19 protein-coding genes and 1 pseudogene are annotated in these 23,171 nt (G+C 59.7%); 13 read left to right on the top strand and 7 right to left on the bottom strand.

Going from position 1 to position 23,171, the window contains the following annotated elements:
* From CQ009_RS25885 to CQ009_RS25870, 3 genes are all read left to right on the top strand, one after another.
* Positions 1–678 (top strand): response regulator transcription factor, encoded by a 678-nt coding sequence (locus tag CQ009_RS25885; RefSeq protein WP_064390815.1) that lies wholly within the window; start codon positions 1–3, stop codon positions 676–678.
* Between the two features lie 229 nt (positions 679–907).
* Positions 908–1,357, top strand: coding sequence for a Spy/CpxP family protein refolding chaperone (locus CQ009_RS25875; RefSeq protein WP_064390814.1), 450 nt, complete (start codon positions 908–910; stop codon positions 1,355–1,357).
* 175 nt (positions 1,358–1,532) lie between these two features.
* The gene (locus CQ009_RS25870) at positions 1,533–2,873 is read left to right on the top strand and encodes a HAMP domain-containing sensor histidine kinase (RefSeq protein ID WP_105709109.1); all 1,341 of its coding nucleotides are present in this window, start codon (positions 1,533–1,535) and stop codon (positions 2,871–2,873) included.
* 253 nt (positions 2,874–3,126) lie between these two features.
* On the opposite strand, the gene CQ009_RS25865 is transcribed toward CQ009_RS25870, so the two are convergent.
* Complete coding sequence (locus CQ009_RS25865; RefSeq protein WP_105709108.1) at positions 3,127–3,693, bottom strand: nitroreductase family protein; 567 nt, start codon at positions 3,691–3,693, stop codon at positions 3,127–3,129.
* 121 nt (positions 3,694–3,814) lie between these two features.
* Between CQ009_RS25865 and CQ009_RS25860 the strand changes: the two genes are divergently transcribed.
* The gene (locus CQ009_RS25860; protein WP_064390811.1) at positions 3,815–5,269 is read left to right on the top strand and encodes a TrkH family potassium uptake protein; all 1,455 of its coding nucleotides are present in this window, start codon (positions 3,815–3,817) and stop codon (positions 5,267–5,269) included.
* Here CQ009_RS25860 and CQ009_RS25855 read toward each other — a convergent pair.
* Entirely contained in the window at positions 5,226–6,287 is a 1,062-nt protein-coding gene (locus CQ009_RS25855) for an AraC family transcriptional regulator (protein ID WP_201783041.1), read from the bottom strand. The genes CQ009_RS25860 and CQ009_RS25855 overlap by 44 nt on opposite strands.
* A gap of 164 nt (positions 6,288–6,451) precedes the next feature.
* Here CQ009_RS25855 and CQ009_RS25850 point away from each other — a divergent pair, with 164 nt between their 5' ends.
* Both CQ009_RS25850 and CQ009_RS25845 read left to right on the top strand, forming a co-directional pair.
* The gene (locus CQ009_RS25850; protein ID WP_064390809.1) at positions 6,452–6,763 is read left to right on the top strand and encodes a DUF962 domain-containing protein; all 312 of its coding nucleotides are present in this window, start codon (positions 6,452–6,454) and stop codon (positions 6,761–6,763) included.
* Positions 6,764–6,777: 14 nt separating this feature from the next.
* The gene (locus tag CQ009_RS25845; protein ID WP_105709107.1) at positions 6,778–7,368 is read left to right on the top strand and encodes an HD domain-containing protein; all 591 of its coding nucleotides are present in this window, start codon (positions 6,778–6,780) and stop codon (positions 7,366–7,368) included.
* Positions 7,369–7,484: 116 nt separating this feature from the next.
* Here the strand turns inward: CQ009_RS25845 and CQ009_RS25840 are convergent, their stop codons facing one another.
* Positions 7,485–8,300, bottom strand: coding sequence for a UDP-2,3-diacylglucosamine diphosphatase (locus CQ009_RS25840; RefSeq protein WP_064390807.1), 816 nt, complete (start codon positions 8,298–8,300; stop codon positions 7,485–7,487).
* 133 nt (positions 8,301–8,433) lie between these two features.
* On the opposite strand from CQ009_RS25840, the gene CQ009_RS25835 reads away from it, so the two are divergent.
* Complete coding sequence (locus tag CQ009_RS25835; protein ID WP_105709106.1) at positions 8,434–9,198, top strand: AraC family transcriptional regulator; 765 nt, start codon at positions 8,434–8,436, stop codon at positions 9,196–9,198.
* Positions 9,199–9,480: 282 nt separating this feature from the next.
* Positions 9,481–10,374, top strand: a complete 894-nt coding sequence (locus CQ009_RS25830) for a DMT family transporter (RefSeq protein WP_105709105.1) — start codon at positions 9,481–9,483, stop codon at positions 10,372–10,374.
* On the opposite strand, the gene CQ009_RS25825 is transcribed toward CQ009_RS25830, so the two are convergent.
* A complete protein-coding gene (locus CQ009_RS25825; protein WP_064390804.1) occupies positions 10,368–10,655 on the bottom strand; it encodes a SelT/SelW/SelH family protein in 288 nt (95 codons plus the stop codon). The two genes, CQ009_RS25830 and CQ009_RS25825, sit on opposite strands and share 7 nt — an antisense overlap.
* Before the next feature lie 71 nt (positions 10,656–10,726).
* On the opposite strand from CQ009_RS25825, the gene CQ009_RS25820 reads away from it, so the two are divergent.
* Positions 10,727–12,928 (top strand): patatin-like phospholipase family protein, encoded by a 2,202-nt coding sequence (locus tag CQ009_RS25820; protein WP_064390803.1) that lies wholly within the window; start codon positions 10,727–10,729, stop codon positions 12,926–12,928.
* A 124-nt stretch (positions 12,929–13,052) separates the two neighbouring features.
* On the opposite strand, the gene CQ009_RS25815 is transcribed toward CQ009_RS25820, so the two are convergent.
* The 3 genes from CQ009_RS25815 to recQ all read right to left on the bottom strand — a co-directional run bounded on the left by CQ009_RS25815 (position 13,053) and on the right by recQ (position 17,819).
* Entirely contained in the window at positions 13,053–14,813 is a 1,761-nt protein-coding gene (locus tag CQ009_RS25815) for a FimV/HubP family polar landmark protein (RefSeq protein ID WP_105709104.1), read from the bottom strand.
* A gap of 127 nt (positions 14,814–14,940) precedes the next feature.
* A complete protein-coding gene (locus tag CQ009_RS25810) occupies positions 14,941–15,375 on the bottom strand; it encodes a MarR family transcriptional regulator (protein ID WP_016984207.1) in 435 nt (144 codons plus the stop codon).
* Positions 15,376–15,689: 314 nt separating this feature from the next.
* Entirely contained in the window at positions 15,690–17,819 is a 2,130-nt protein-coding gene (recQ, locus tag CQ009_RS25805; RefSeq protein WP_105709103.1) for a DNA helicase RecQ, read from the bottom strand.
* A gap of 375 nt (positions 17,820–18,194) precedes the next feature.
* Between recQ and CQ009_RS25800 the strand changes: the two genes are divergently transcribed.
* From CQ009_RS25800 to CQ009_RS25785, 4 genes and pseudogenes are all read left to right on the top strand, one after another.
* Entirely contained in the window at positions 18,195–18,782 is a 588-nt protein-coding gene (locus CQ009_RS25800) for a YecA family protein (protein WP_064390800.1), read from the top strand.
* Positions 18,783–18,792: 10 nt separating this feature from the next.
* On the top strand, positions 18,793–19,188 hold the full coding sequence (locus CQ009_RS25795) for a YbaN family protein (protein WP_064390799.1): 396 nt from the start codon (positions 18,793–18,795) through the stop codon (positions 19,186–19,188).
* A 298-nt stretch (positions 19,189–19,486) separates the two neighbouring features.
* Positions 19,487–21,421 (top strand): hypothetical protein, encoded by a 1,935-nt coding sequence (locus CQ009_RS25790; protein ID WP_105709102.1) that lies wholly within the window; start codon positions 19,487–19,489, stop codon positions 21,419–21,421.
* 311 nt (positions 21,422–21,732) lie between these two features.
* Positions 21,733–23,171 (top strand): annotated as a pseudogene (locus CQ009_RS25785) (hypothetical protein); the annotation flags it as partial.

Here is a 23,171-nt window from a genome sequence, read left to right as displayed (position 1 = left end):
ATGAGCGAGCTGTTATTGATTGATGATGACCAGGAGTTGTGCGAACTCCTGAGTAGCTGGCTGAGCCAGGAAGGCTTTCAGGTCCGTGCCTGCCACGATGGCCAGAGTGCCCGCAAGGCTTTGGCTGAAACCGCCCCGGCAGCGGTGGTGCTGGACGTGATGCTGCCTGACGGCAGCGGTCTGGAACTGCTCAAGCAACTGCGCAACGATCACGCTGATCTGCCGGTTCTGATGCTCTCGGCCCGTGGCGAGCCGCTGGACCGTATCCTCGGCCTGGAGCTGGGCGCCGATGATTACCTGGCCAAACCGTGCGACCCGCGTGAACTGACCGCGCGCCTGCGTGCCGTATTGCGGCGCAGTCATCCGGCTGCCGTGTCGACTCAGCTTGAGCTGGGCGACCTGAGTTTCAGCCCGGTGCGCGGCGTGGTCAGCATCGACGAGAAAGAGCTGACCCTGACCGTTTCCGAAAGTCGCCTGCTCGAAGCGCTGCTCAAGCAACCCGGCGAGCCGCTGGACAAACAGGAACTGGCGCAGCTCGCCCTCGGTCGCAAGCTGACCCTGTACGACCGCAGCCTCGACATGCACGTCAGCAACCTGCGCAAAAAGATCGGCCCCCACTCCGACGGCCGCCCGCGCATCGTCGCCCTGCGCAGCCGGGGTTACTACTACAGCCTCTGAACCTCCCACTTGTAGGAGTGAGCCTGCTCGCGATAGCAGTGTGTCAGTCGACATGTTCTTGCCAGATACACCGCTATCGCGAGCAGGCTCACTCCTACAAAGTGTGTTTGTCAGGTCGGACGCGAAGCGTCTTTACCCAAGCTTTACGTAGCGCTGACCGCCGCTGACCTTGATCTCCGTAATCTGAACTCATCCGGAACGTACCGGGAACGAGACAAGGAGATACACCATGCGCAAGACTCTTATCGCTCTGATGTTCGCTGCCGCTCTGCCAACCGTCGCCATGGCGATGCCGCAAGACGGCGGCCCGATGGGTGGCCCGCTCGACGGCCCACGCCACGGCGGTCAGATGCACGGCATGCACGGCAAAGGCCCGTACAGCCAACTCGACCTCTCCCGCGAGCAGCGCGAGCAGATCCGCAAGATCATGGGCGAGCAGATGCACGAGCGTAAGCAAGTGGTCGACAAGTACCTGGAAAAACTCTCGCCGGCTGACCAGAAAGCCATGAAGGACGAGATGGCGGCCAACCACAAGAAAGCCGAATCCGATGTCCGCGCCGTGTTGAAACCGGATCAACAGAAGAAATTCGACGAGATCCAGAAGAAACAGGCTGAACGCCGCGCCGAATGGGCCGAGTTCAAAGCGTGGAAAGCGCAACAGGCGCAAAAAGCGCAATAATGTTCTGACCCATGGCCCATCGGCCAAACCCGATGGGCCTGTTTTCATCGATCCAAATGTAGGAGTGAGCCTGCTCGCGATAGCGGTGTGTCAGTTGACAGATTTTTGTCTGACCCACCGCTATCGCGAGCAGGCTCGCTCCTACAGGGATTTGTGTTTGTTTTGAGGATTTTCTGTGCGTTCACTGTTCTGGCGTATTCTCGCGAGCTTCTGGCTGGCCATCGCTCTGGTGGCAGGGCTGTCGATTCTGCTCGGGCACATGCTCAATCAGGACGCGTGGATCCTCAGCCGTCATCCGGGTCTCAACACCCTCGCCGGCGAGTGGACACAAACCTACGAAGCCCAGGGCGAGGAAGCCGCGCAGGACATCCTCGAACAGCGCAAACGCCAATATCACATCGACGTTCAAGTGCTCAACGAAAGCGGCGATCCGGTGGTGCGCGGCACTTTCCCCCGGCGCGCGGCGGCCTTCGAAGCACGACAGAACAACGATGACCGCCGTCTGCCATGGCGACGCCTGACCGACGAGTTCACCAGTGAAAAAACCGGCGACACCTACCTGTTCATCTACCGCATCCCCCACCCTGAACTCGACGCCTGGCACCGCGAAAGCCTGCTCTGGCCGTTGAGTGCGCTGGGCATCGCACTGGTGGTACTGACCCTGTTCAGTTTGCTCGTGACCTTCTCGATCACCCGTCCGCTCAGCCGTTTGCGCGGCGCCGTGCATGATCTGGGGCAGACCACTTATCAGCAGAACAGCCTGGCGAAACTGGCCAATCGTCGCGATGAATTTGGCGTGCTTGCCACTGACTTCAACCGCATGGGCGCGCGTCTGCAAAGCCTGATCGGCAGCCAACGTCAGTTGCTGCGCGACGTCTCCCATGAACTGCGCTCACCGTTAGCGCGGCTGCGCATTGCCTTGGCGCTGGCCGAACGGGCCAGCCCTGAAGAACGGGAAAAACTTTGGCCACGACTGACCCGCGAGTGTGATCGGCTGGAAGCGTTGATCAGTGAAATTCTGGTGCTGGCACGGGTCGATGCTGACAATGCCAGTGCTGAAGAAGTGGATCTGAATGCATTGCTGGGCACGTTGCAGAAAGATGCACAACTTGGATCGCCCGAGCAGACGGTGCGTCTCGATGCCGATCCGCAACTGCACCTGAAGGGCTGGCCGACCATGATCGAGCGTGCGGTCGATAATCTGCTGCGCAATGCCCAGCGCTTCAACCCGCAAGATCAGGCGATCGAGATGCAAGCCTCGCGTCAGGGTGAAAAAATCATCGTCAGTGTGCGTGACCACGGACCGGGCGTGCTAGCCGAACATCTGAGTCAGTTGGGCGAGCCGTTTTACCGGGCGCCGGGGCAGACGGCGGCGGGACATGGCCTGGGCCTGGCAATTGCCCGGCGGGCGGCGGAGCGCCATGGTGGGAGTTTGACGCTGGCCAATCATCCGCAGGGCGGATTTGTCGCGAGTCTGGAATTGCCGCTGGTGCCGGGTGCGGTGGTGCAACTTTAAGAGCCTAAAAGCTACCCTCACCCCAGCCCTCTCCCGGAGGGAGAGGGGGCCGACCGCGGTGTCTTGCGTCAGACATCGACCTGAAAAACCGAGTCGATTATGGATTCGGAAGCTTGATCAACTTTGAATTCGACTCAAACCGACGCCGATTCTGGATTCAGCGAAGAGCGTTCAGGTCGGCGTATTCCTACAGCATCCCCCAATCAGTCCCCTCTCCCCCCGGGAGAGGGTTAGGGTGAGGGGCTTTTGATCTTCAGGCGATGGCGGGCCAGGCACTAACAAACTCAGCCAGCTCAACCTTCTCCGCCACACGCGGTTCTTTCTGCGGTGTGCCGAGGTAAAGGAACGCAATTACCTCTTCGCCCTCCTCCAGCCCCAAACCCTTGGCTACGTGCTGCGAATAAGCCAAATCCCCCGTGCGCCACACCGCACCAATCCCTTGCGCATACGCCGCCAGCAAAATCCCGTGCGCCGCACAGCCTGCAGCCAGCAACTGCTCGGCCTTCGGATACTTGACGTGCTCCTGCAGTTTGGCAATCACTACAACTACCAGCGGTGCACGCAGCGGGCCGTTGCGGGCCTTGTCGATCATCGCTTCGGTGACTTCGCCTTCCTGCATCTGTGCAGCCTGAGCCAGCAACTCGCCCATCTGCTCACGTGCCGCGCCTTCGACCGTCAAGAAACGATACGGCTGCAAATGCCCGTGATCCGGTGCACGCAATGCGGCACCAAACAGGGCTTCGCGCTGCTCGGCAGTGGGGGCCGGTTCGACCAGACGTGGAACGGAAACACGGTTGAGCAACGCGTCGAGAGCCTGCATCGGCCACCTCCTGAAAAATATGTGCGGCTATTCTAGCTGTATCTGCCAACAGGATGCCGGTTTACATGCCCTGCCCCACGGGTAGAATGGCGCCCTTCCCACATCAGCCCGAGCGGACTTCATGGCGTTGCCGACCTTACGGATCATTGGTTTCATCATCGGCATCTTCCTGATCACCCTGGCTGTGGCCATGGTCGTACCGATGGCCACCCTGGTGATTTTCGAGCGCACCAGCGACCTGCCGTCGTTCCTCTGGGCGAGCATGATCACCTTCGTCGCTGGCCTCGCGCTGGTGATTCCCGGCAGGCCCGAACACATTCATCTGCGCCCGCGCGACATGTATCTGCTGACCGTCAGCAGTTGGCTGGTGGTGTGTATCTTTGCCGCGCTGCCGTTTCTGCTGACGCAGCACATCAGTTACACCGACTCGTTTTTCGAAAGCATGTCCGGCATCACCGCGACTGGCTCGACTGTGCTCAATCATCTGGACAATATGTCCCCGGGCATTCTGATGTGGCGCTCGCTGCTGCACTGGATCGGCGGCATCGGCTTTATCGGTATGGCGGTAGCGATTCTGCCGCTGCTGCGTATCGGCGGCATGCGCCTGTTCCAGACCGAGTCCTCGGACCGCTCGGAAAAGGTCATGCCGCGCTCGCACATGGTGGCGCGGCTGATCGTGGCGGCTTATGTCGGCATCACCATCCTCGGCAGCCTGGCGTTCTGGTGGGCCGGGATGAGTCCGTTCGATGCGATCAACCACGCGATGTCGGCGATTTCCACCGGTGGCTTCTCGACCTCCGACCAGTCGCTGGCCAAGTGGACGCAACCGGCAGTGCACTGGGTTGCGGTGGTTATCATGATCCTCGGCAGCCTGCCGTTCACCCTGTACGTGGCGACGTTGCGCGGCAACCGCAAGGCGCTGATCAAGGATCAGCAGGTGCAGGGTTTGCTCGGCATGTTGCTGGTGACCTGGCTGGTGCTCGGCACCTGGTACTGGTGGACGACCAACCTGCATTGGCTGGACGCCTTGCGCCATGTGGCGTTGAACGTGACATCGGTGGTCACCACCACAGGCTTCGCTCTCGGCGACTACAGCCTGTGGGGCAACTTTTCGCTGATGCTGTTCTTCTATCTGGGCTTTGTCGGCGGCTGTTCCGGTTCGACGGCGGGCGGAATCAAGATTTTCCGTTTCCAGGTCGCCTATATCCTGCTCAAGGCCAACCTTAATCAGCTGATTCACCCACGCGCGGTGATCAAGCAAAAGTACAACGGTCACCGCCTCGACGAAGAGATCGTCCGTTCGATTCTGACTTTTTCGTTCTTCTTCGCCATCACCATCTGCGTGATCGCCCTGCTGCTGTCGCTGCTCGGCGTCGACTGGATGACCGCGCTGACCGGCGCCGCCAGTACCGTGTCCGGCGTCGGCCCGGGCCTTGGCGAAACCATCGGCCCGGCGGGTAACTTCGCCACCCTGCCGGATGCGGCCAAATGGATCCTGTCATTCGGCATGCTGCTCGGCCGACTGGAGATCATTACGGTGTTTGTGCTGTGTATTCCGGCCTTCTGGCGTCACTGATCGCGTTCGGCGCCTGCAACAACCGCGTCCGGTAATCGCCGGGCGTGGTGTCGAACCAGCGGCGGAACGCGCGAAAGAAGTTGCTCGGGTCGGCAAAACCCAACAGGTAGGCGATTTCCAGCAAGGTCATGCTTGGCTGCGCCAGATATTGCTCGGCCAGTTCGCGACGAGTGTCATCGAGCAACTGCTGAAAACTCGTGCCCTCCTCCTGCAAGCGGCGCTGCAAAGTACGCTGCGACAAATGCAGGGTCTGCGCCACGGTATCGCGCTTTGGCTCACCTTGAGGCAGCAACCGGCACAGCACCTGTCGCGCTTTGTGGGTCACGCGGCTTTCGGAAAATCGTGCCAGATACTCCCCGGCAAAGCGGTCGTGCAACAGCGCCATCGCCTCGTTGGCGGTGGGCAGCGGCGCCTCCATGTCAGCGCGTTCGAAGATCAGCGCATCGTACGGCGCGTTGAACACCAACGGCGCGTGGAAGGCTTGTTTGTAGGGTTCCAGATTCTCCGGCTGATCACCCTGCACCAGCACTTTGACCGGATGCAGCGTGCGCCCGGTCAGCCAACCGCACAGACCCAACGCACAGGCCAGCGAGGCTTCGGCACTTTGCCGGGTCGGCGGCAAATGGTCGCCGTGCACGGTCAGAATCAGCGCGTAACCTTCTTCCAGCAGACGGAAGCTCAGGTCGGCACTTTCAGCGATGATCCGCTGATAGCGCACCAGTCGCTGGAAGCCTTCGGCCAGGGTATTGCTCGACATCAATGCGTAGCCGGCGACATGAAACGACGCCGGTCGCACCACTTTGCCCATATTCAGGCCGATCGCCGGGTTGCCGGACAACTCGACCGCCCGTTGCCAGAGTCGGGTCATGGAATCTTGCGGGAAACGTGCATCCGGATCATCCAGAGCCGTGTAATCGAGCCCCAGTTGCTTGAACAGTACCCGGCAATCCAGGCCGTCCATCTCCAATGCTTTGACAATCCCCATCGCCCAGCTTGCAGAAGTCGTTCGTTCGCTCATGGCGTTATTCTTTTACATGATGGGCCGCATGTTACGGCCTGATTTGCGAAGGATACTAAAGTGGCGCCGATTGTCACTGGCCCACGCCAATGATCACTCTAGACTCAAATAAGCTACCCGCAGAACAACTCGTCGCCAGAACAATAACCACAGAGAACGCGGTCGTGGAAAACATCAAGCAATTCAACAGCTTCGCTGAGTTCTATCCGTATTACCTCAGCGAACACAACAACAGCACCTGCCGGCGTCTGCACTTCATCGGCACGACGCTGGTTATTTTCATCCTCGCGATGACCATCGCCAAAGGCGCCTGGCTGCTTCTATTGGCGGTGCCATTGGCTGGCTACAGCTTCGCCTGGGTCGGGCATTTCTTTTTCGAGAAGAACCGACCGGCGACTTTTCAGCATCCGCTGTACAGCCTGCTCGGTGACTTTGTCATGTACCGCGACATGATCCTTGGTCGCGTTGCGTTCTGAATGAGGGTCAGCCAATGAATGCCAATGCCCGCTTCACCCATATGAAGGACGGCACGCAGGAAGACTGGGCGATCATCGCCGCTGACTTCAGTGCCTACGCCAAACAGTTGCCCTCACGGATCATGACTCACCTGAAATTGCTCGAAGGCGATTTCGGCGGTTTTCCGGTGGATCGCCTGACCCACTCGCTGCAAACCGCGACCCGTGCCTGGCGCGATGGCCGTGACGAGGAATACGTGGTCTGCGCGCTGCTGCACGACATTGGCGATACCTTGGGTTCGTACAACCACCCGGACATCGCCGCAGCGATTCTCAAACCGTTCGTCAGCGCCGAAAATCTGTGGATGGTCGAGAAGCACGGGGTGTTTCAGGGCTATTACTTCTTTCATCACCTGGGCATGGATCGGCACCTGCGCGAGCAATTCAAAGAGCATCCGCAGTTTCAGGCAACGGCCGAGTTTTGCGCCAAATACGATGCGGCGGCGTTTGATCCTGACTATGACACGCTGCCGTTGAGCTTTTTCGAACCGATGATGGAGCGGTTGTTTGCACAGCCGAAGAACTCGATTTACAAGGCCGCGATGGCTGAACACTCACCAGCGTGATTATCTTCGGGAACCGCTGCGCGGTTCATCGCGAGCAGGCTCACTCCTACAGTTGAAATGCGTACCCCTGTAGGAGTGAGCCTGCTCGCGATGAGGCCCTCTCAATCACCGAAGAACTAGGCAAGTTCGGCGACTTTGGCGGCCTTCAGCTCCGCCTCCCGGGCCTGAGCATCTGCCAGCCGATACAACTCGATCGTGCCATCCCAATGCTCGATCAGCGCCGTGCACGATTCCACCCAATCGCCGCAATTGAGGTAATCCACCTCCCCCACCTTGCGGATCTCGGCGTGGTGAATGTGCCCGCAGACCACGCCATGCAACTCGCGCTTAACGCACTCATGGGCAATGGCTTCTTCAAAGTCGCTGATGAAACTCACCGCGGTTTTCACCTTGTGTTTGAGGTACGCCGACAGCGACCAGTAACCGTAGCCATAGCGCGCACGCCAATGGTTGAGCCAGCGATTGAGGGTCAGGGTGAACTCGTAGGCCGAATCGCCGAGGAAGGCCAGCCAGCGATGATATCGGGTGATCACATCGAACTGATCGCCATGAATCACCAGCAAATGCCGGCCGTCTGCCGTGACGTGTATCGCTTCGTCGACCAATTGGATGTTGCCGAGGATCAGCTTCGAATAACGGCGTAAAAACTCGTCGTGATTGCCGGTAACGTAAATCACCTCGGTGCCGCGCTTGCTCATGGTCAGCAAGCGGCGAATCACATTGGTATGCGCCTGCGGCCAGTACATGCCACCGCGCAGTTTCCAGCCATCGATGATGTCGCCTACCAGGTAGACTTTGTCGGCATGGTAGCCTTTGAGAAACTGCGACAAGTGTTCGGCCTGGCAATCGCGCGTGCCCAGGTGCACGTCGGAAATCCACAGGGTTCGCACCCGTTGTTTGCGGCTGGGTCTGGCGAGCTCGGCGCTGGTCATGGGCAACCCTCTGCGATGTTTTCGCCAGAGTGCGCTTGCCCGGTGAATCGACCATGACAAGCGTGAGTCAGTCCTGTGACAGCGCAGCACGTGCCGCTCGGTGTAGACTGCAGGCCTGCCCGGAGACCTGTTCATGCGCCCGATCCTTACCCTGCGTCAGTACACCCGCGACCTGATCGTCCACAGCCACGAGCACGCCCAGTTGGTGTTCGGGCTGTCCGGCGCGCTGGACTTCGAGGTCGAAGGCTGTGGCAGCCAGGTGCGCCAGCAAAGTTTCGTGGTCATCCCGTCCGGCGCCCATCACGCCTGCGGCAGTCCCGACGGCAGTCGTTGCCTGGTGATGGACATCCCAGACGGCCAATGGCTGGTCCATTCGCTGGGCGAACATGCCGATGCCAGTCGCCGCTTGCTCGAACAACCGGCCCGGCTGTCGCTGGATTCGGGGCAGAGCCAATTGGTCAACTGGCTGGCGAACAGCCCGGTCAGCGATCCGCTGATCGCGCAGCAAGGCGCGGTGTTGCTGCTGGCCAGCCTCAATCATGCGCAACCTGCCGAACTCGCCGCCCGCCGTCTGCCCTACGCGGCGCTGGATGCGTACATCGAGCAAAACGCTGGGTATCCACTGCAAGTCGCCGATCTGGCGCGCGTTGCCGGGTTATCCAGCGCGCGTCTGCATGCTCGGTTCATGGCCGAATGCGGGCAGACGCCGATGGATTACATGCGCAGTCGGCGCTTGCATCTGGCGGTGCAACTGCTGCGCGATACGGTTTTACCCATGGGTGAAATTGCCTGCCGCGTCGGTTACAACTCGCAGAGTGCTTTCTCGGCCGCCGTCCTGCGTGAGTTCGGCGCCTCACCCGGCCAGCTTCGGCGCGATTCCCGCGACAAAAGACGATAGTCTGCCGACAGACTTACTGACCTCTACACGCTTAAATGTAGGAGCTGCCGAAGGCTGCGATCTTTGATCGTTCCCACGCTCCGCGTGGGAATGCAGCCCGTGACGCTCCGCGTCACTGGACGCAGAGCGTCCCTAGAGGCGTTACCACGCAGAGCGTGGGAACGATCAAAAGCAAGATCAAAAGATCGCAGCCTTCGGCAGCTCCTACAGTAAATGGTCGTTCCCACGCTGCTGCGTGTGATCGATCAACAGTTGAATTGTGTTTGCGATAGAAGGACTGCAATGACTCCGCGTACTGCCCTCGGCGCCCTGCACATTGGTGCTTTGATGTTTGGCCTGACCGGTGTGTTCGGCAAACTCGCTGCCGCCTCGCCGGCCGTGATCGTTTTCGGTCGTGCCGCCTTCGCCGTACTCGCCCTGGCTTTCTTCGCCCGATTCGCCAGCCAAAGCGGTTGGCAAAAACTCCAGGCCGTGGATTGGCGACGTCTGGCCCTCAGCGGCGTGTTGCTGGCCGGGCACTGGGTGAGTTTTTTCGTTTCGGTGAAGATCGCCGGCGTGGCCATCGCGACCCTGGGTTTTGCCAGTTTCCCGGCGTTCACGGTGATTCTTGAAGGGCTGATCTTCCGAGAACGCATTCGCGCCAATGAAATCGTGCTCGTGGTGCTGGTCAGTGTCGGCCTGATACTGGTGACACCAGCGTTCGATCTGGGCAGCGGCGCGACCATCGGTCTGCTCTGGTCAGTGCTGTCGGGGTTGCTGTTTTCCTTGCTGTCGCTGACCAATCGCGCCAGCTCCGGGCGTATTCCGGCGGTGCAGGCGGCGTTGTGTCAGAACGTCGTGGTAGCGCTGTGTCTGCTGCCGGTCGCAGCACCACAATTGAGCGAAGTCCGTGCGCTGGACTGGTTGTGGATTGCCCTGCTCGGCGTGTTCTGTACCGGCGTCGCCCACAGCCTGTTCGTGGCCAGTCTGGCGGTGATCAAAGCACGCACGGCGGCGGTGGTGTTCGCGATGGAGCCGGTTTACGGCATCACCGTCGCCTGGCTGTTGTTCAATGAAAACCCGACCCTGCGCATGCTGATGGGCGGCGCGCTGATCATTGTCGCCATCGTGGTGTCGGCGCGGATGTCAGGCGCCAGCGATAAAAAAACCGTCGCCGCCGAGGCCGCATCTCACTGAGCGCGATCGTTGTGGCCGAGGTCGCGGTCAGGGTCGATCTGATCGCGAACCCGTTGCTTCAGCACCTTGGCCTCGGGAAAGCCGCCGTCCGCCTTGCGCTCCCAGATCTGCACGCCTGCGCAGGTAATGTGAAACACCCCGCCGGTAGCCGGCACCAGTGAGACTTTGCCGAGATCATCGGCAAACGTGCTGAGCAGTTCCTGCGCCAGCCACGCGGCGCGCAACAGCCACTGGCATTGGGTGCAATAAGTGATGACAACTTCGGCTTTTTCTACAGTCATGTTCGCTGAAACTCCTGAGACAGAGGGCGCCGCTATAATAGCCGGCTTTATCGCTTGCCCCGAGACTCACAATGCGCCGTCTGCTGTTCTGCCTGCTGCTTGGTTTACTGCCCCTGCTCGTCCACGCCAGCGTCGAAGCCACCGAAGCTTCGCGCCCCAAGGTCGGCCTCGTGCTGTCCGGCGGCGCTGCTCGTGGGCTGGCGCACATTGGCGTGCTCAAGGCCCTGGAGGAGCAAGGCATCAAGATCGATGCGATCGCCGGCACCAGCATGGGTGCCGTCGTCGGTGGCCTGTATGCCTCGGGTTACCAGATCGACGAGCTGGAAAAACTCGCACTGAACATCGACTGGCAAGCCGCGCTGTCGGACGCCCCACCGCGCGAAGACGTACCGTTTCGACGCAAACAGGACGACCGCGACTTTCTGGTGAAGCAAAAACTCAGCTTCCGTGACGATGGCAGCCTCGGCCTGCCGCTCGGGGTGATTCAGGGCCAGAACCTCGCATTGCTGCTGGAAAGCCTGTTGGCCCACACCAGTGACACCCGCGACTTCGACAAACTGCCGATCCCCTTCCGCGCCGTCGCCACCGACATCGCCAACGGTGAGAAAGTGGTGTTTCGCAAGGGGCATCTGCCCCAGGTGATCCGCGCCAGCATGTCGATTCCGGCGGTGTTCGCCCCGGTCGAACTCGATGGCCGGCTGCTGGTAGACGGCGGCATGACCGACAACATCCCGCTCGATGTCGTACGGGCGATGGGCGTCGACATCGCCATCGTGGTCGATATCGGCACGCCGTTGCGCAACCGCAAGCAATTGACCACGGTGGTCGATGTGTTGAATCAGTCGATCACCCTGATGACCCGCAGCAACTCCGAAGAACAACTGGCCGCACTCAAACCGACCGACGTATTAATTCAACCCGCACTGGCAGCGTATGGCGTCACCGATTTCGGCAAGGCTCAGGACATGATCGATGCCGGTTACCGCGCGACCCGAATCCTCGATGCACGCCTGGCCACCCTTAAACCCACAGAATCCCAGGACGCCGAACTCAACGCCGCACGCTCGCCAGGCCAGCGCACACCGATCATCACTGCCATCAAGGTCGAGAACGACTCGAAGGTCGACGACGATGTGATCCGCTACTACATCCGCCAGCACATCGGCGAGCCGCTGGATCTGGGTCGCCTGCATTCGGACATGGGCACCTTGTACGGCCTCGACTATTTCGAGCAAGTGCAGTACCGCGTGGTGCACAAGGGGCAAAATCACACCCTGGTGATCAGCGCCCGCGGCAAGCGCAGCGGCACCGACTACCTGCGCGTGGGCCTCAACCTCTCGGACGACATGCGCGGCGACAGCGCCTTCAACCTCGGTGCCAGTTACCGTATCAACGGCATCAACCGCCTCGGCGCGGAATGGTTGACCCGGGCTCAAATCGGCGACAAACAAGAGCTGTACACCGAGTTCTACCAGCCCCTCGACGTCGGCTCGCGCTACTTTGTTGCGCCGTATGCATCGTTCGAGGCACAGAACGTCGATTCGGTGCTCGATAACGATCCGGTCGCGCAATACCGCGTCGAGCGCTACGGTTTCGGCCTCAACCTCGGTCGACAGATCGGCAACAACGGTGAAGTGCGCTTTGGTGTCGGTGAGGCCTGGGGCAAGGCTGATGTGCGCATTGGCGATCAGGATCTGCCAAGCGAAAGCTTCACCGAAGGCTTCTACTCGCTGAAGTACTCCTACGATTCGCTGGACAACGTTTACTTCCCTCACGAAGGCAAGGACATCAGCCTGACGCTGATGCAATTCGAACCAAGCCTGGGGTCGGACACTCGGTACCGGCAGTGGGAATTCAAACTCGACAAAGCCATGAGCAGTGGGCCGGACACACTGATTCTTGGCGGTCGTTATGGCCGCACGCTGGACAATGCCAATGTGGTGACGTCGAGCTTCCTGTTGGGTGGCGCACGGCAGTTGTCGGGTTTCCGCGAGGATGCGGTCTCGGGGCAGAATGTCAGCCTGATGCGCGCAGTGTATTACCGCAGGCTGACGCCGCGCTCCTACCTGCCGCTGGATTTCCCGCTGTACGCCGGTGCTTCGCTGGAACGCGGTCGGGCATGGAACAACGACAATGAGTTCGACAGCGGCTACATCAATGCGGCGAGCGTATTCATTGGCTTCGATACGCCGTTGGGGCCATTGAATTTCAGCTATGGGTTGAATGATGCGAATGAGCAGGCGGTGTACCTGAACCTTGGGCAGACTTTCTGATTCATTATCGACTGACCATTTTGCTATCGCGAGCAGGCTCACTCCTACATTTGGAATACATTTCAACTGTAGGAGTGAGCCTGCTCGCGATGGCGATATCCGGTCCGCCACAAATCATCAGAAATCAACGAATCCCCGCTAACAACGTCCGCGCCGTTTGCTTCAACGGCTCATCAGCCTCTTTGAGCAATTCATTGAGCAATGCAATCGCACTGTCGATATCACCGTCGTCGATGCACGTCTGGGCCTGTTCGAGCTTCACCGAGCCGATGGGCTCCGCCGGTTCGGACAATTGCAGATCCAGAGGTTGCAACACCAACGATGATTCCGAATCAGCGAACTCATTGAGAAAGTCGTTATCCAGCGGCTGTGCGTCAGGCTCGGGAATCCATTCAAGCTCCGACTCTTCACTGGCCACTGGTGCAGGCAAATCGAACTCCTGCGGCAAGACCTGCAGGCTTGAACCGGGACCCGGCTCGCCCGACGCCGGCTGCGCTGAAGATGGCCGACTGTCCTCCAGATCCCAGCTGGAAGCCATCGACAACTCCCCCAGATTCAACTCGAAATTATCTTCCGGGGTCGGTTGCACCGGGGCAATCGGCGCTGCCGCGACAACGGGCGCCAACGGCACAGCGCTGACCAGTTTCGGATGACGGGCACGGGTGTCGTGCAGTTGCTGTTCATCGACACCTTGTGCGCGCAGATGATTTTCCTGCTGATCGTAGGCGCTGTTATCACCCTGACGGCCCAACACTTCGAGCAATTGCAACCCAAGGTCGCGGCGCTCGGGCTCCTTGTGCGAGGCATCACGCAACAGGCCAACCGCTTCACCAAGTCGCCCATACGCCAGGTAAATACCAACCGCTTCCAGCACATCCCCGGCGGCGGGTTCTTCGCGGTGGTCGGCTGCGTTGTGAGCCCGGACGTGGGCTGCCGGTACCGGTTCGTCTACGTCCGCTGCATCGGGTTGCGCTGACAATGGCAGCGGTTCGCCCGCGTGCAACTGTTGTTGCCGGCGACGCAGGAACAAGGCCGCCAAGGCTCCCAGCAATAACAGCAAGCCGCCGAGCAACGGCCAGTTCAGACCGTCGTCCGTGGTTTCGACAGGGGCAACAACGGGAGAGGCCGTTGGTGGCGGTGCTACGACAGGCGCTGGCGGAGGTTTCTGCAGCTCGGCGAGGCGGGTTTGCAGCTCGCCGATCTGCTTCTTGCCTTCGGCGATCTGCGTCTCTTGAATCAACAGTCGGGCTTTCTGCTCGTCGAGGGTCGCTTGCAGTTGCTGATTGAGCAGCACACTGGCAGCCAATTGTTCGGCCAATGCATCGTTGGCGGGCGGGGTGGCAGCCGCGGGTGCACTTTCGCGCTTGCCCTGAGCTGCTTGCGGTGGCGCAATCGCCGGCTCGACCGTGGGAAATTCAGAAGATTGCGGGCGTGGGTCAGGCTCATCGGTGGCCGGCACAATACCGGGCGAGCCCGGTGGGTCGATCAGTACAGTGTATTCGCGCAGCAAGTGGCCGTTAGGCTGACTGAGCTGCACCAGGAAATTCAGATAAGGTTCGTTGACCGGTTTACTCGAAGTCACCCGGATCATCTGCCGATTACCGTGCAGGATCGGCGTGAACTTGAGGTCGTTGAGGAAGAACACCCGCTCGACCCCAGCCTGGCCGAATTCATCGGCCGTGGCCAGGCTCACGGAAAGATCGTTTTGTGTCAGCCCGCCGACATCCACCAAAGCGATGTCGGCCTTTAGCGGCTGATTAAGGGCTGAATGAACGGTGATATCACCCAGCCCCAACGCCATCGACCAGGTCGAATAGCTGAATACGCCAGCGACCAGCAGCCATTTGGCGCCACCGCGCAGTACCACGTACCGACTTGCGAGCATGAGCATCCCTTAAATAAGCAAAACCGACTTCTATGCGTTCGCACATCCGGTACGAACACGATATTGCCCAGTAGTTCTTATAGTCTGCTCAGCGCGATCTCTCAAAAAAACGGCAGCGGGTTGTGCCTCAAGATTTTTCCAGATTACCCAGAATGTGCCCGTGAACCCGCATGCACACCTTTAAATCCGCCTCGTCGACGCCCTCGAACAACTCGTGACGCAGTTGCGTGGCAATCGTTTCGATTTGTTCGATCAACGGCAAGGCCGGCGCGCAGAGAACGATCTTTTTCGCCCGACGGTCTTCCATTACGGACTGGCGTTGCACCAGGCCCTGGCTTTCCAGGCTATCAAGCAAGCGTGCGAGGGTCGGACCTTCGACACCGACGCTCTGCGCCAGCTCTCGTTGAGTCGGCGCCTCTTCGAAACGCGCCAGATGCAGCAGCACTAGCCAGCGCGCTTGGGACAACCCCAGGCCGGCCAGCCGGCGATCCAGTTCGGCACGCCAGCCACGGGACATCTGGGCCAGTTGCATGCCAAAGCGGTGTTGATCGGTTAACGGCATAAAACACTCACGGTTAGACTGAAAAATAAAGAATTTCTAATTATTAGCCAGCTAAGCATGAGCTGCAGTTATAGGCAAGTGGCGGTCTGTACTGAATCGTTACATCTCGAGGCCCCCTCACCCTAGCCCTCTCCCAGGGGGAGAGGGGACTGAATGGGGGATATTTGGGAATTACGCCGACGTGACAGCTCAGCGCTGAATCCATAATCGACTCGGGCTTTCAGGTCGATGCAGGACGCAAGACACCTCGGTCGGCCCCCTCTCCCTTTGGGAGAGGGCTGGGCGGGCGGCGTTCCGATGAGGGTACGGCCAAATTACATCTCGAATTCCGACTGCAATGCAGCCCGCACGCAATACAGCACGCCTTCCGGCACACGTCCGGCAAACAGCTCCGCCACTTCGGCGACCGACGGTAACTCGCCCTCGCCATCGAGGAACGCGTCCTGTACTTCGCCCATCAGCTCTTCAGGCAAGTCCAGCGCCTGCTCGAGCGACAACTGCTGCTTGCCAATCGCTTCGGCGAGCATCGTATAGACGTTCTTTTCCGAGCACTGCAACTGACCGGCAATTTGTAGTGGCGTCATGCCGGCGCGGGCCAGTGTGATGAGTTCATGGCGCACGTCGGCCACCGCTTTCGGCGCCTCGACTGCGCCGCCAAGCACTTCGAGGAAGGCCTCGCCGTAGCGTTCCAGCTTGCGGGCACCGACGCCGCTGACCGTGGCCATTTCCGCCAGCGAAGTCGGCTGGCTGCGGAGCATTTCCAGCAACGTCGAGTCGGGGAAGATGACGTACGGCGGCACGCCGTGTTCTTCGGCCAGTTTGCGGCGCAGGGCGCGCAGGGCTTCCCACTGTTCGCGCTCTTCGCCGCGCACCAGTTGGCTGGCCGGGCTCTTGCTGGCGGTTTTGGCAGTGACCTGCGGTTTGAGATCGCGGCGCAACTCCAGCGTGACTTCGCCCTTGAGCAATGGCCGGCAGCTGTCATTCAGACGCAGGCCGCCATAACCTTCGTGATCGACATCCGCCAGACCGCGCGCGACCAATTGCCGGAACAGCGAGCGCCACTCGCTCTCACTCAGTGCCTTGCCAACGCCGTACACCGACAGATGCTGATGGCCAAAACTGCGGATTTTTTCGTTGTCCTTGCCCAACAGCACATCGACCAGATGGCCGACGCCATACCGCTGGCCGGTACGGAAAATCGCCGACAACGCCTGACGTGCAGGCTCGGTGGCATCCCAGGTCTGTACGCCATCGACACAGTTGTCGCAATGGCCACACGGCTCGGGCATGTCTTCATCGAAGTACGCAAGCAGCGTCTGACGACGGCAGCGGGTTTCTTCGCAGAGCGAGAGCATCGCGTCGAGCTTGTGCTGCTCCAGACGCTTGTGCCGCTCATCGCCTTCAGAGTTCTGCAGCATCTGCTTGAGCATTACCACGTCTTGCAGACCGTAGGCCATCCACGCATCCGCCGGCAGGCCGTCACGGCCGCCGCGCCCGGTTTCCTGATAATACGCTTCGAGGGATTTTGGCAAATCGAGGTGCGCGACGAAGCGCACGTTGGGCTTGTCGATGCCCATACCGAACGCCACGGTGGCCACCATGATCAGGCCTTCCTCGTTGAGGAAGCGCTTCTGGTTGAAGGCACGCAGTTCGTTGGGCAGACCGGCGTGATACGGCAGCGCCGGGAACCCCTGCTCACTGAGGAACGTCGCCACTTCCTCGACCTTCTTGCGCGACAGGCAATAAACGATACCGGCATCGCTGCGCCGCTCGGCGAGGAACGCCAGCAATTGCTTGCGCGGCTGCTCCTTGGGCACGATGCGGTAAAAGATGTTCGGGCGGTCGAAGCTCGACAGAAAGCGCTCGGCGTTCTGCAGGTGCAGGCGCGTGACGATTTCTTCGCGGGTACGCTTGTCGGCAGTGGCGGTCAGGGCAATGCGCGGCACGTCCGGGAACAGCTCGGCCAACTGGCCCAGTTGCAGGTATTCCGGACGGAAATCGTGGCCCCATTGCGATACGCAATGCGCCTCGTCGATGGCGAACAAGGCAATGTTCAAGCCCTGCAGGAACGACAGCATGCGCGGCTGCACCAGGCGCTCGGGCGCCAGATACAACATCTTCACTTCGCCACGCTTGATCCGCGCGGCCAGGTCGCGCTGCTGCTCGGCACTCAGCGTGGAGTTCAACGCCGCTGCCGCCACGCCCAGCTCTTCGAGGGTGGCGACCTGGTCGTCCATCAACGCAATGAGCGGCGACACCACCACCGCCAAGCCTTCGCGCAGCAGCGCCGGGACCTGAAAGCACAACGACTTGCCGCCACCGGTAGGCATCAAAACCAGCGCATCCCCGCCGCTGGCCACGCGCTCAATGATTGCACCCTGACGGCCACGGAAACTGTCGTAGCCGAAGATGTCCTTGAGGACGCGTTGAGCCTGTTCGAGCATAAAAACTCCAAAAATCACAAAAACATCCCTGCAAGGCTGGTTCATGACGGGCAAGGCTGCACCGCAGAATCGTAAGAACGCATTGCATGACAGCTGCAATACGGGCAGGGAGCGCAAAACGCGGCAGTATACCCGAGCCCTCCCCTGCACAGGGCGACACCCGTCGATACAATCCACAATGCGCCCCCGTCCCCCTGTAGGAGCTGCCGCAGGCTGCGATCTTTTGATCTTTTAAAAACCACATCAAAAGATCGCAGCCTGCGGCAGCTCCTACAGCGACGTGGGTGAATCAGGGCAAATCTGCCGTTCGGCTGGCTTGAGCGCGCAAGAAGGCCTAGAATTCACGCATTGTTTATTCCCCAAGGTAGCCCCGTAATGTCCTTCGCTGAGCAACTGACCCGCCTGCAAGTCTTCCTCGATGCCGACGAGCTGCATGACGAGGCGCTGGATTACGTGGCCGCGCACGGTTATCTGACCGCGCTGTCGATCTGCGCCGAAGACGTACCGGAGCGCGAATGGATCGACGCCCTGTTCGCCGAGGAGCCGCATTACGCCGATGACGCCCAGCGCGCAGAAATCGAAGCCACGCTGATCGGCCTCAAGGCCCACATCGCCCGTCAACTGGCATCCGATGAAGAATTCGAACTGCCATGCGAACTGGATCTGGGCGAAGAGCCGGACGACTCCGAACTGCGCGGCTGGTGCATCGGTTTCATGGAAGGCGTATTCCTGCGTGAAGAAGCCTGGTTCGAAACCGCTGAAGATGAAGTCAGCGAAATGCTCCTGCCGATCATGGTCGGTTCGGGCCTGTTCGACGAGCAGCCAGAGTTCGAAGACATTGCCAAGGACGCCAACCTGATGGACGACATGATCGTGCAGATCCCAGAAGCACTGACCGCGCTGTACCTGCTGTGCCAGGCGCCTGACGAAAAACCGGCGATCCTCAAGCCACGTCACCACTAAGATCCGGCCTATGGACAACCCCATAGGCAACCGCCCCCTGATGTTGCGCTACTTGCTGCTGGCCATCGGCTGGCTTAGCGTGGCATTGGGGGTGATCGGGATCTTCCTGCCCGTCCTGCCCACCACGCCCTTCCTCCTGCTCGCCGCAGCCTGCTTCGCGCGCAGCTCTCCGCGTTTCTATCAATGGCTGGTCGAACATCCACGACTGGGGCCATGGATCCGCGATTACCTCGACGGTAACGGCATTCCGCTCAAGGGCAAGGTCTACGCGATCGGGCTGATGTGGGCGAGCATTCTGTTTTCGTGTTACCTGGTGCCTCTGCCGTGGGCACGGGGGTTCATGTTGACGAGTGCAGTGTTGGTGACGATCTATATCCTTCGGCAGAAGACTTTGCGCAAATCCTGATGCCTCCAACTTTTTAAAAGACCCCCTGTAGGAGCTGCCGCAGGCTGCGATCTTTTGATGTTGTTGTTAAAAGACAAGATCAAAAAATCGCAGCCTGCGGCAGCTCCTGCACGGGGCGGCTTCAGGTTTGGAAAATCCATAACCGGATCCACCGGGTGGCCACAGCTTGACCATTCGTCTTAAACGTTTGCTTACCTGTCAGATCTGACAGTAGGCGGTGCCGGTCAGTGCGGTTCTAATCGATAGAGATCAGTGCGCCCCCCAGGGCATCCGCCTCTCCGACGATGGGTTATTGCTCATGAGCCAGACAACCAGCAGCGCCAACGCTTCAGAAGAACAGGTCGTCATCTTTCCACCGCCGTCCGGCGACATTGGCCTGCTCTCCGTACCACCGCCGTATGTCATCGGCTACAAGCCGCTGAGCGATGGTGCGCTGGGGGTCAACTACAGCATGGTACACAGCGATCTTCAGGGCTTGCTGGTGTACATCCTCAGCTATCTGCAGATGGCTGTCGGTGACCATATCGATGTCTATCTCGGCGATGACCCTGCCCCCGTGGCCTCATTTCCTGTAACCGTCGAACATCTCGATGCCGACGGTGTGGCCCGAGACGTGCCGTTCCATATCTCGGCCAGTGACATGAATTCCAGGTATCCGCAGCCGGGAAATCAGCCGCTGTCTTTCACTGTGGAGCGCATCAGCGGTAACGTCGAAAGCTCAATACCCTATCAGCTGTACTATAAAAGTTTTCCGCCGGGCAATCCGGACACCGACGGTGGCAAGCCATTCAACCAGGGCCTGCCGCTGCCCATCGCCTCGGAAACGATCATTGACCAGAGCGTGATCGATACCGGCATGACCGTGACGATCAAACGCTACCTGCATCAAGCGCTGGAGGATGTGGTGACACTCGCCTTCGGGACATTGACGTTGGTGTTCAAAGTCACCAATGCGACGGCAGATATCGTTTTTGAACTGACACCGGAACAGCTCGCCACATTGCCACCAAGCGATTCGCTGGTGGTGCGCTATCAGTTGACAGACAAAGTACACAATCAGAGCGGCTGGTCGGATGCACTGCTCCTGCAAAGCAAACCAGGAATCACATTGCTGCCAGCTCCGGCAGTCGAAAGGACACCGGGCAACATACTCAATCATGACCTGCTTTCTGGTGGACCGGCGCGGGTCGTGATCTTCCTCAGCAATTATGCAAAGAATGACCAGTTGCAACTGACTCTGCAGGGCCTCACGGAAACGGGCGAAGCGGTCACGTTCACGTACACCCGATCCCTGGACGGGATGAGCAGCGTGATTTATTTTGAAATCGAGAATGAGCGCGTGCTGGCGCTGATCCGGGGTTCCCTGAGACTGACCTACACCCTCAGCGCAGGAGGCACTGGCGCGCCGCAACTGTCCAAACCGACCCATATCACCATTCAGGGCGGTGCCTTTACCCTTCGCCCGCCAATGATCGAGCAGGTCGTGGAAGACGAACTGCCTGCCAACATCAGCATGGCCAAAGTGTTCATCCCCGATTACTGGGCCTTGAAACCCGGTGCGTTGGTGCAGCTGTTTTGGCAGGTCGTCGATGAACTCGGGGTCACGCTTCTCTTTATTTTCGGGCGCACAATTACTGACCCCAACCAGCCCCTGACCTTTGATGCAGGCAGCCGTTACATCGCACCTTTCGCCGGCAATCCTCTGACGGTGCACTACAAGGTGACCAACCCCGGGCGCGCGCCTGTGCAATCACCGCTGCTGGCACTGCGGATCGGCAAGGCCAGCGAGCCGCCGCTGAAACACGACCTGACAAATTTTGACCAATACGACTGGAATGGCTGGCGTCGGGGTCCGGCAACGCTGCCGAATGACTGGACCATCGTGTTCGAACAAGGCAACTACAGGGCGCAAAATTACACCTACAGCAACAACTCGGCGGGCGTTGTGTTGCAGAAACAATTCGCCAATCTGAAGCCCGGTGGCCGGTATTCGTTGACGGTCAACTGCATCCGCTTCCGTGGCGAATATGCTGCACCGTCGCTGTCGCTGAGTGCCGGGGGCGTTGCCATTACCGGGCCGGTGACCCTCAATGACCGGGCCTGGACAACCTTGTCAGGCAACTTCGTCGCCAACGCCAGCGAGATGACTCTGGCCATCGTCAGCCATGTCGGCTCAGGGGTCGGCAACGATTATCAGGTTGACGATCTGCTGGTGCAGCTGATCGATACCTGACCCGTTGTAGGACGCCCCCCTCGACCGTTCGACTTAAATACTCAAAAACCTGTCAGATATGACAGTAGCGAGCTTGGCGGAACTGGTGTGTGATGGGTAATGCCATATTCGGCAGTACCCGTCATGCCAAGGAGTACATCGTGGATATCCAGTCATTGGTCTTGAACGAATCATTTGTGCTGTTTCCTGTTTTCCTTCCAGGCTGGATATCGCCGATCAAACCGCACGAGCGCGCCAATGGCGGCGTTCCCAGATCGCTCTACGATGACAAACCGACAGGCCTCCAATGTGTCGTTGACCCGTGGTCTGAGATGCAAAGTCGCAACCAGACCATGGAGGCGTTCGATTCGGTTGCCCTGTTTATAAACAACGAGCTTACGCAGGTGGACAGCGCCACCGTTCAACCCGGCGACGAGCAAAAGCGCATCGCACTGAATGTGCCGCACGGGCATTTGAATCACGGGGTCAATCGCCTGTATTACAAGGTGACCCGCCTCGGCGGTAACGTCGAAACCTCGCGCGATCTGTTGGTGCTCTATCACCTGCGCGCGCCGGTCAACCTTGATCTGATGATCCCGCCAGACGTGGTTGCCAACGGCGTGAGTGCCGAACAGGCGGCGCAAGGGGTGGAGTTCGGTTTCACCTTCACCCCCCTGGAGCCTTTTAGCCTCGTCCGCTTTCGGATCGGCAATGAGTTGTATACCCGAGAGGTCACTTCCCCACCGACACCGGTGACCGTGACGCTGTTCACCGCTGACTTCCAAAAAATCGGCGACGGCAAGATCGAACTCGACTTCGTGGTGACCGACCAGTTGGGTAACTCCAGTACCTCCACGGTGAAGACTCTGGACGTTCACCTTTCCCGCCCGCTCGAACTACCCGCCCCGACCGTACGCGGCCAGACCGGCAACAACTTCAGTCCGACCCAGCCGGAGATTCGCGTGCTGGTGCCACAGGGTTCGCTGCTGCCTGACGACAAGCTGACCGTGCAATGGACAGGCGCCACCGCCGTGCCAGCGGGTTCCTACACCAGCCCGCAACGGCTGGTCAGCGCCGGGCTGGAAATCGCGGTGCCACGTTCGGTACTCGCCTACAGCCTGGGCAAACCCGTCACCGTGACTTACACCATTGAGCGCAATGGCGTCTCCACCACATCACTGCCATTGACGCTGAACATTCAAACCTTGCCGGCCAGTGCTCTGATCACGCCCAAGATCATCGACGCCGATGCCAACAACGTTCTGGATGTGATCGCGCTCGGCACCAAAAACCCAACAATTCATGGTCTGCTCTGGACGTTGATCGACGTAGGCCAGCACGTCTGGATGAGCCTGGAAGGCAAAAAGGCCGATGGCAGCCCCCATAACCTGACGGTGTGGAGCGGCGGCGCGAGTTACGCCAATGCGACGTGGGTCAGCCAGGGTTTCTGGCCTCGCACTTTTGCCAATAGTTACGTGAAAGAACTGGGCAACGACTCGACGCTGACGATCAAATTCAAGGCTTCGCTGGACAAGAGTAATAACGCGGCCACGGCCACGGTGTTTCCGGATCGCACTTACACCATCAGAGCCGTGGCACTGGTCGCACCGACCATCACTCAAGCCCTGGACTCCAAAGGGGTGGCGATTCCTCAGGGCGGTACGACCGTCGACACCACAGTCAAACTTTCAGGAGCCGGGGCTAAAGGTCAGAAAGTCCAGATCAAGGATGGCGCCACCGTCAAAGGTGAGGCGACGGTTAATCTGACGAC

The organism is Pseudomonas sp. MYb2 (genome assembly GCF_002979955.1).
GTDB lineage: Bacteria > Pseudomonadota > Gammaproteobacteria > Pseudomonadales > Pseudomonadaceae > Aquipseudomonas.
The sequence above is the reverse complement of the archived record's forward strand: the minus strand, read 5'-3'. Positions and strand labels throughout refer to the sequence as shown.

Bases quoted from the DNA above. Each gene is read 5' to 3' on its own strand.
- CQ009_RS25820 (WP_064390803.1), top strand. From the start codon at position 10,727: ATGCGCCGTCTGCTGTTCTGCCTGCTGCTTGGTTTACTGCCCCTGCTC.
- CQ009_RS25885 (WP_064390815.1), top strand. From the start codon at position 1: ATGAGCGAGCTGTTATTGATTGATGATGACCAGGAGTTGTGCGAACTC.
- CQ009_RS25855 (WP_201783041.1), bottom strand. From the start codon at position 6,287: ATGAGCGAACGAACGACTTCTGCAAGCTGGGCGATGGGGATTGTCAAA.
- CQ009_RS25840 (WP_064390807.1), bottom strand. From the start codon at position 8,300: ATGACCAGCGCCGAGCTCGCCAGACCCAGCCGCAAACAACGGGTGCGA.
- CQ009_RS25860 (WP_064390811.1), top strand. From the start codon at position 3,815: ATGGCGTTGCCGACCTTACGGATCATTGGTTTCATCATCGGCATCTTC.
- CQ009_RS25845 (WP_105709107.1), top strand. From the start codon at position 6,778: ATGAATGCCAATGCCCGCTTCACCCATATGAAGGACGGCACGCAGGAA.
- CQ009_RS25815 (WP_105709104.1), bottom strand. From the start codon at position 14,813: ATGCTCGCAAGTCGGTACGTGGTACTGCGCGGTGGCGCCAAATGGCTG.
- CQ009_RS25875 (WP_064390814.1), top strand. From the start codon at position 908: ATGCGCAAGACTCTTATCGCTCTGATGTTCGCTGCCGCTCTGCCAACC.
- CQ009_RS25835 (WP_105709106.1), top strand. From the start codon at position 8,434: ATGCGCCCGATCCTTACCCTGCGTCAGTACACCCGCGACCTGATCGTC.
- CQ009_RS25795 (WP_064390799.1), top strand. From the start codon at position 18,793: ATGGACAACCCCATAGGCAACCGCCCCCTGATGTTGCGCTACTTGCTG.
- CQ009_RS25800 (WP_064390800.1), top strand. From the start codon at position 18,195: ATGTCCTTCGCTGAGCAACTGACCCGCCTGCAAGTCTTCCTCGATGCC.
- CQ009_RS25865 (WP_105709108.1), bottom strand. From the start codon at position 3,693: ATGCAGGCTCTCGACGCGTTGCTCAACCGTGTTTCCGTTCCACGTCTG.
- CQ009_RS25830 (WP_105709105.1), top strand. From the start codon at position 9,481: ATGACTCCGCGTACTGCCCTCGGCGCCCTGCACATTGGTGCTTTGATG.
- recQ (WP_105709103.1), bottom strand. From the start codon at position 17,819: ATGCTCGAACAGGCTCAACGCGTCCTCAAGGACATCTTCGGCTACGAC.
- CQ009_RS25790 (WP_105709102.1), top strand. From the start codon at position 19,487: ATGAGCCAGACAACCAGCAGCGCCAACGCTTCAGAAGAACAGGTCGTC.
- CQ009_RS25810 (WP_016984207.1), bottom strand. From the start codon at position 15,375: ATGCCGTTAACCGATCAACACCGCTTTGGCATGCAACTGGCCCAGATG.
- CQ009_RS25825 (WP_064390804.1), bottom strand. From the start codon at position 10,655: ATGACTGTAGAAAAAGCCGAAGTTGTCATCACTTATTGCACCCAATGC.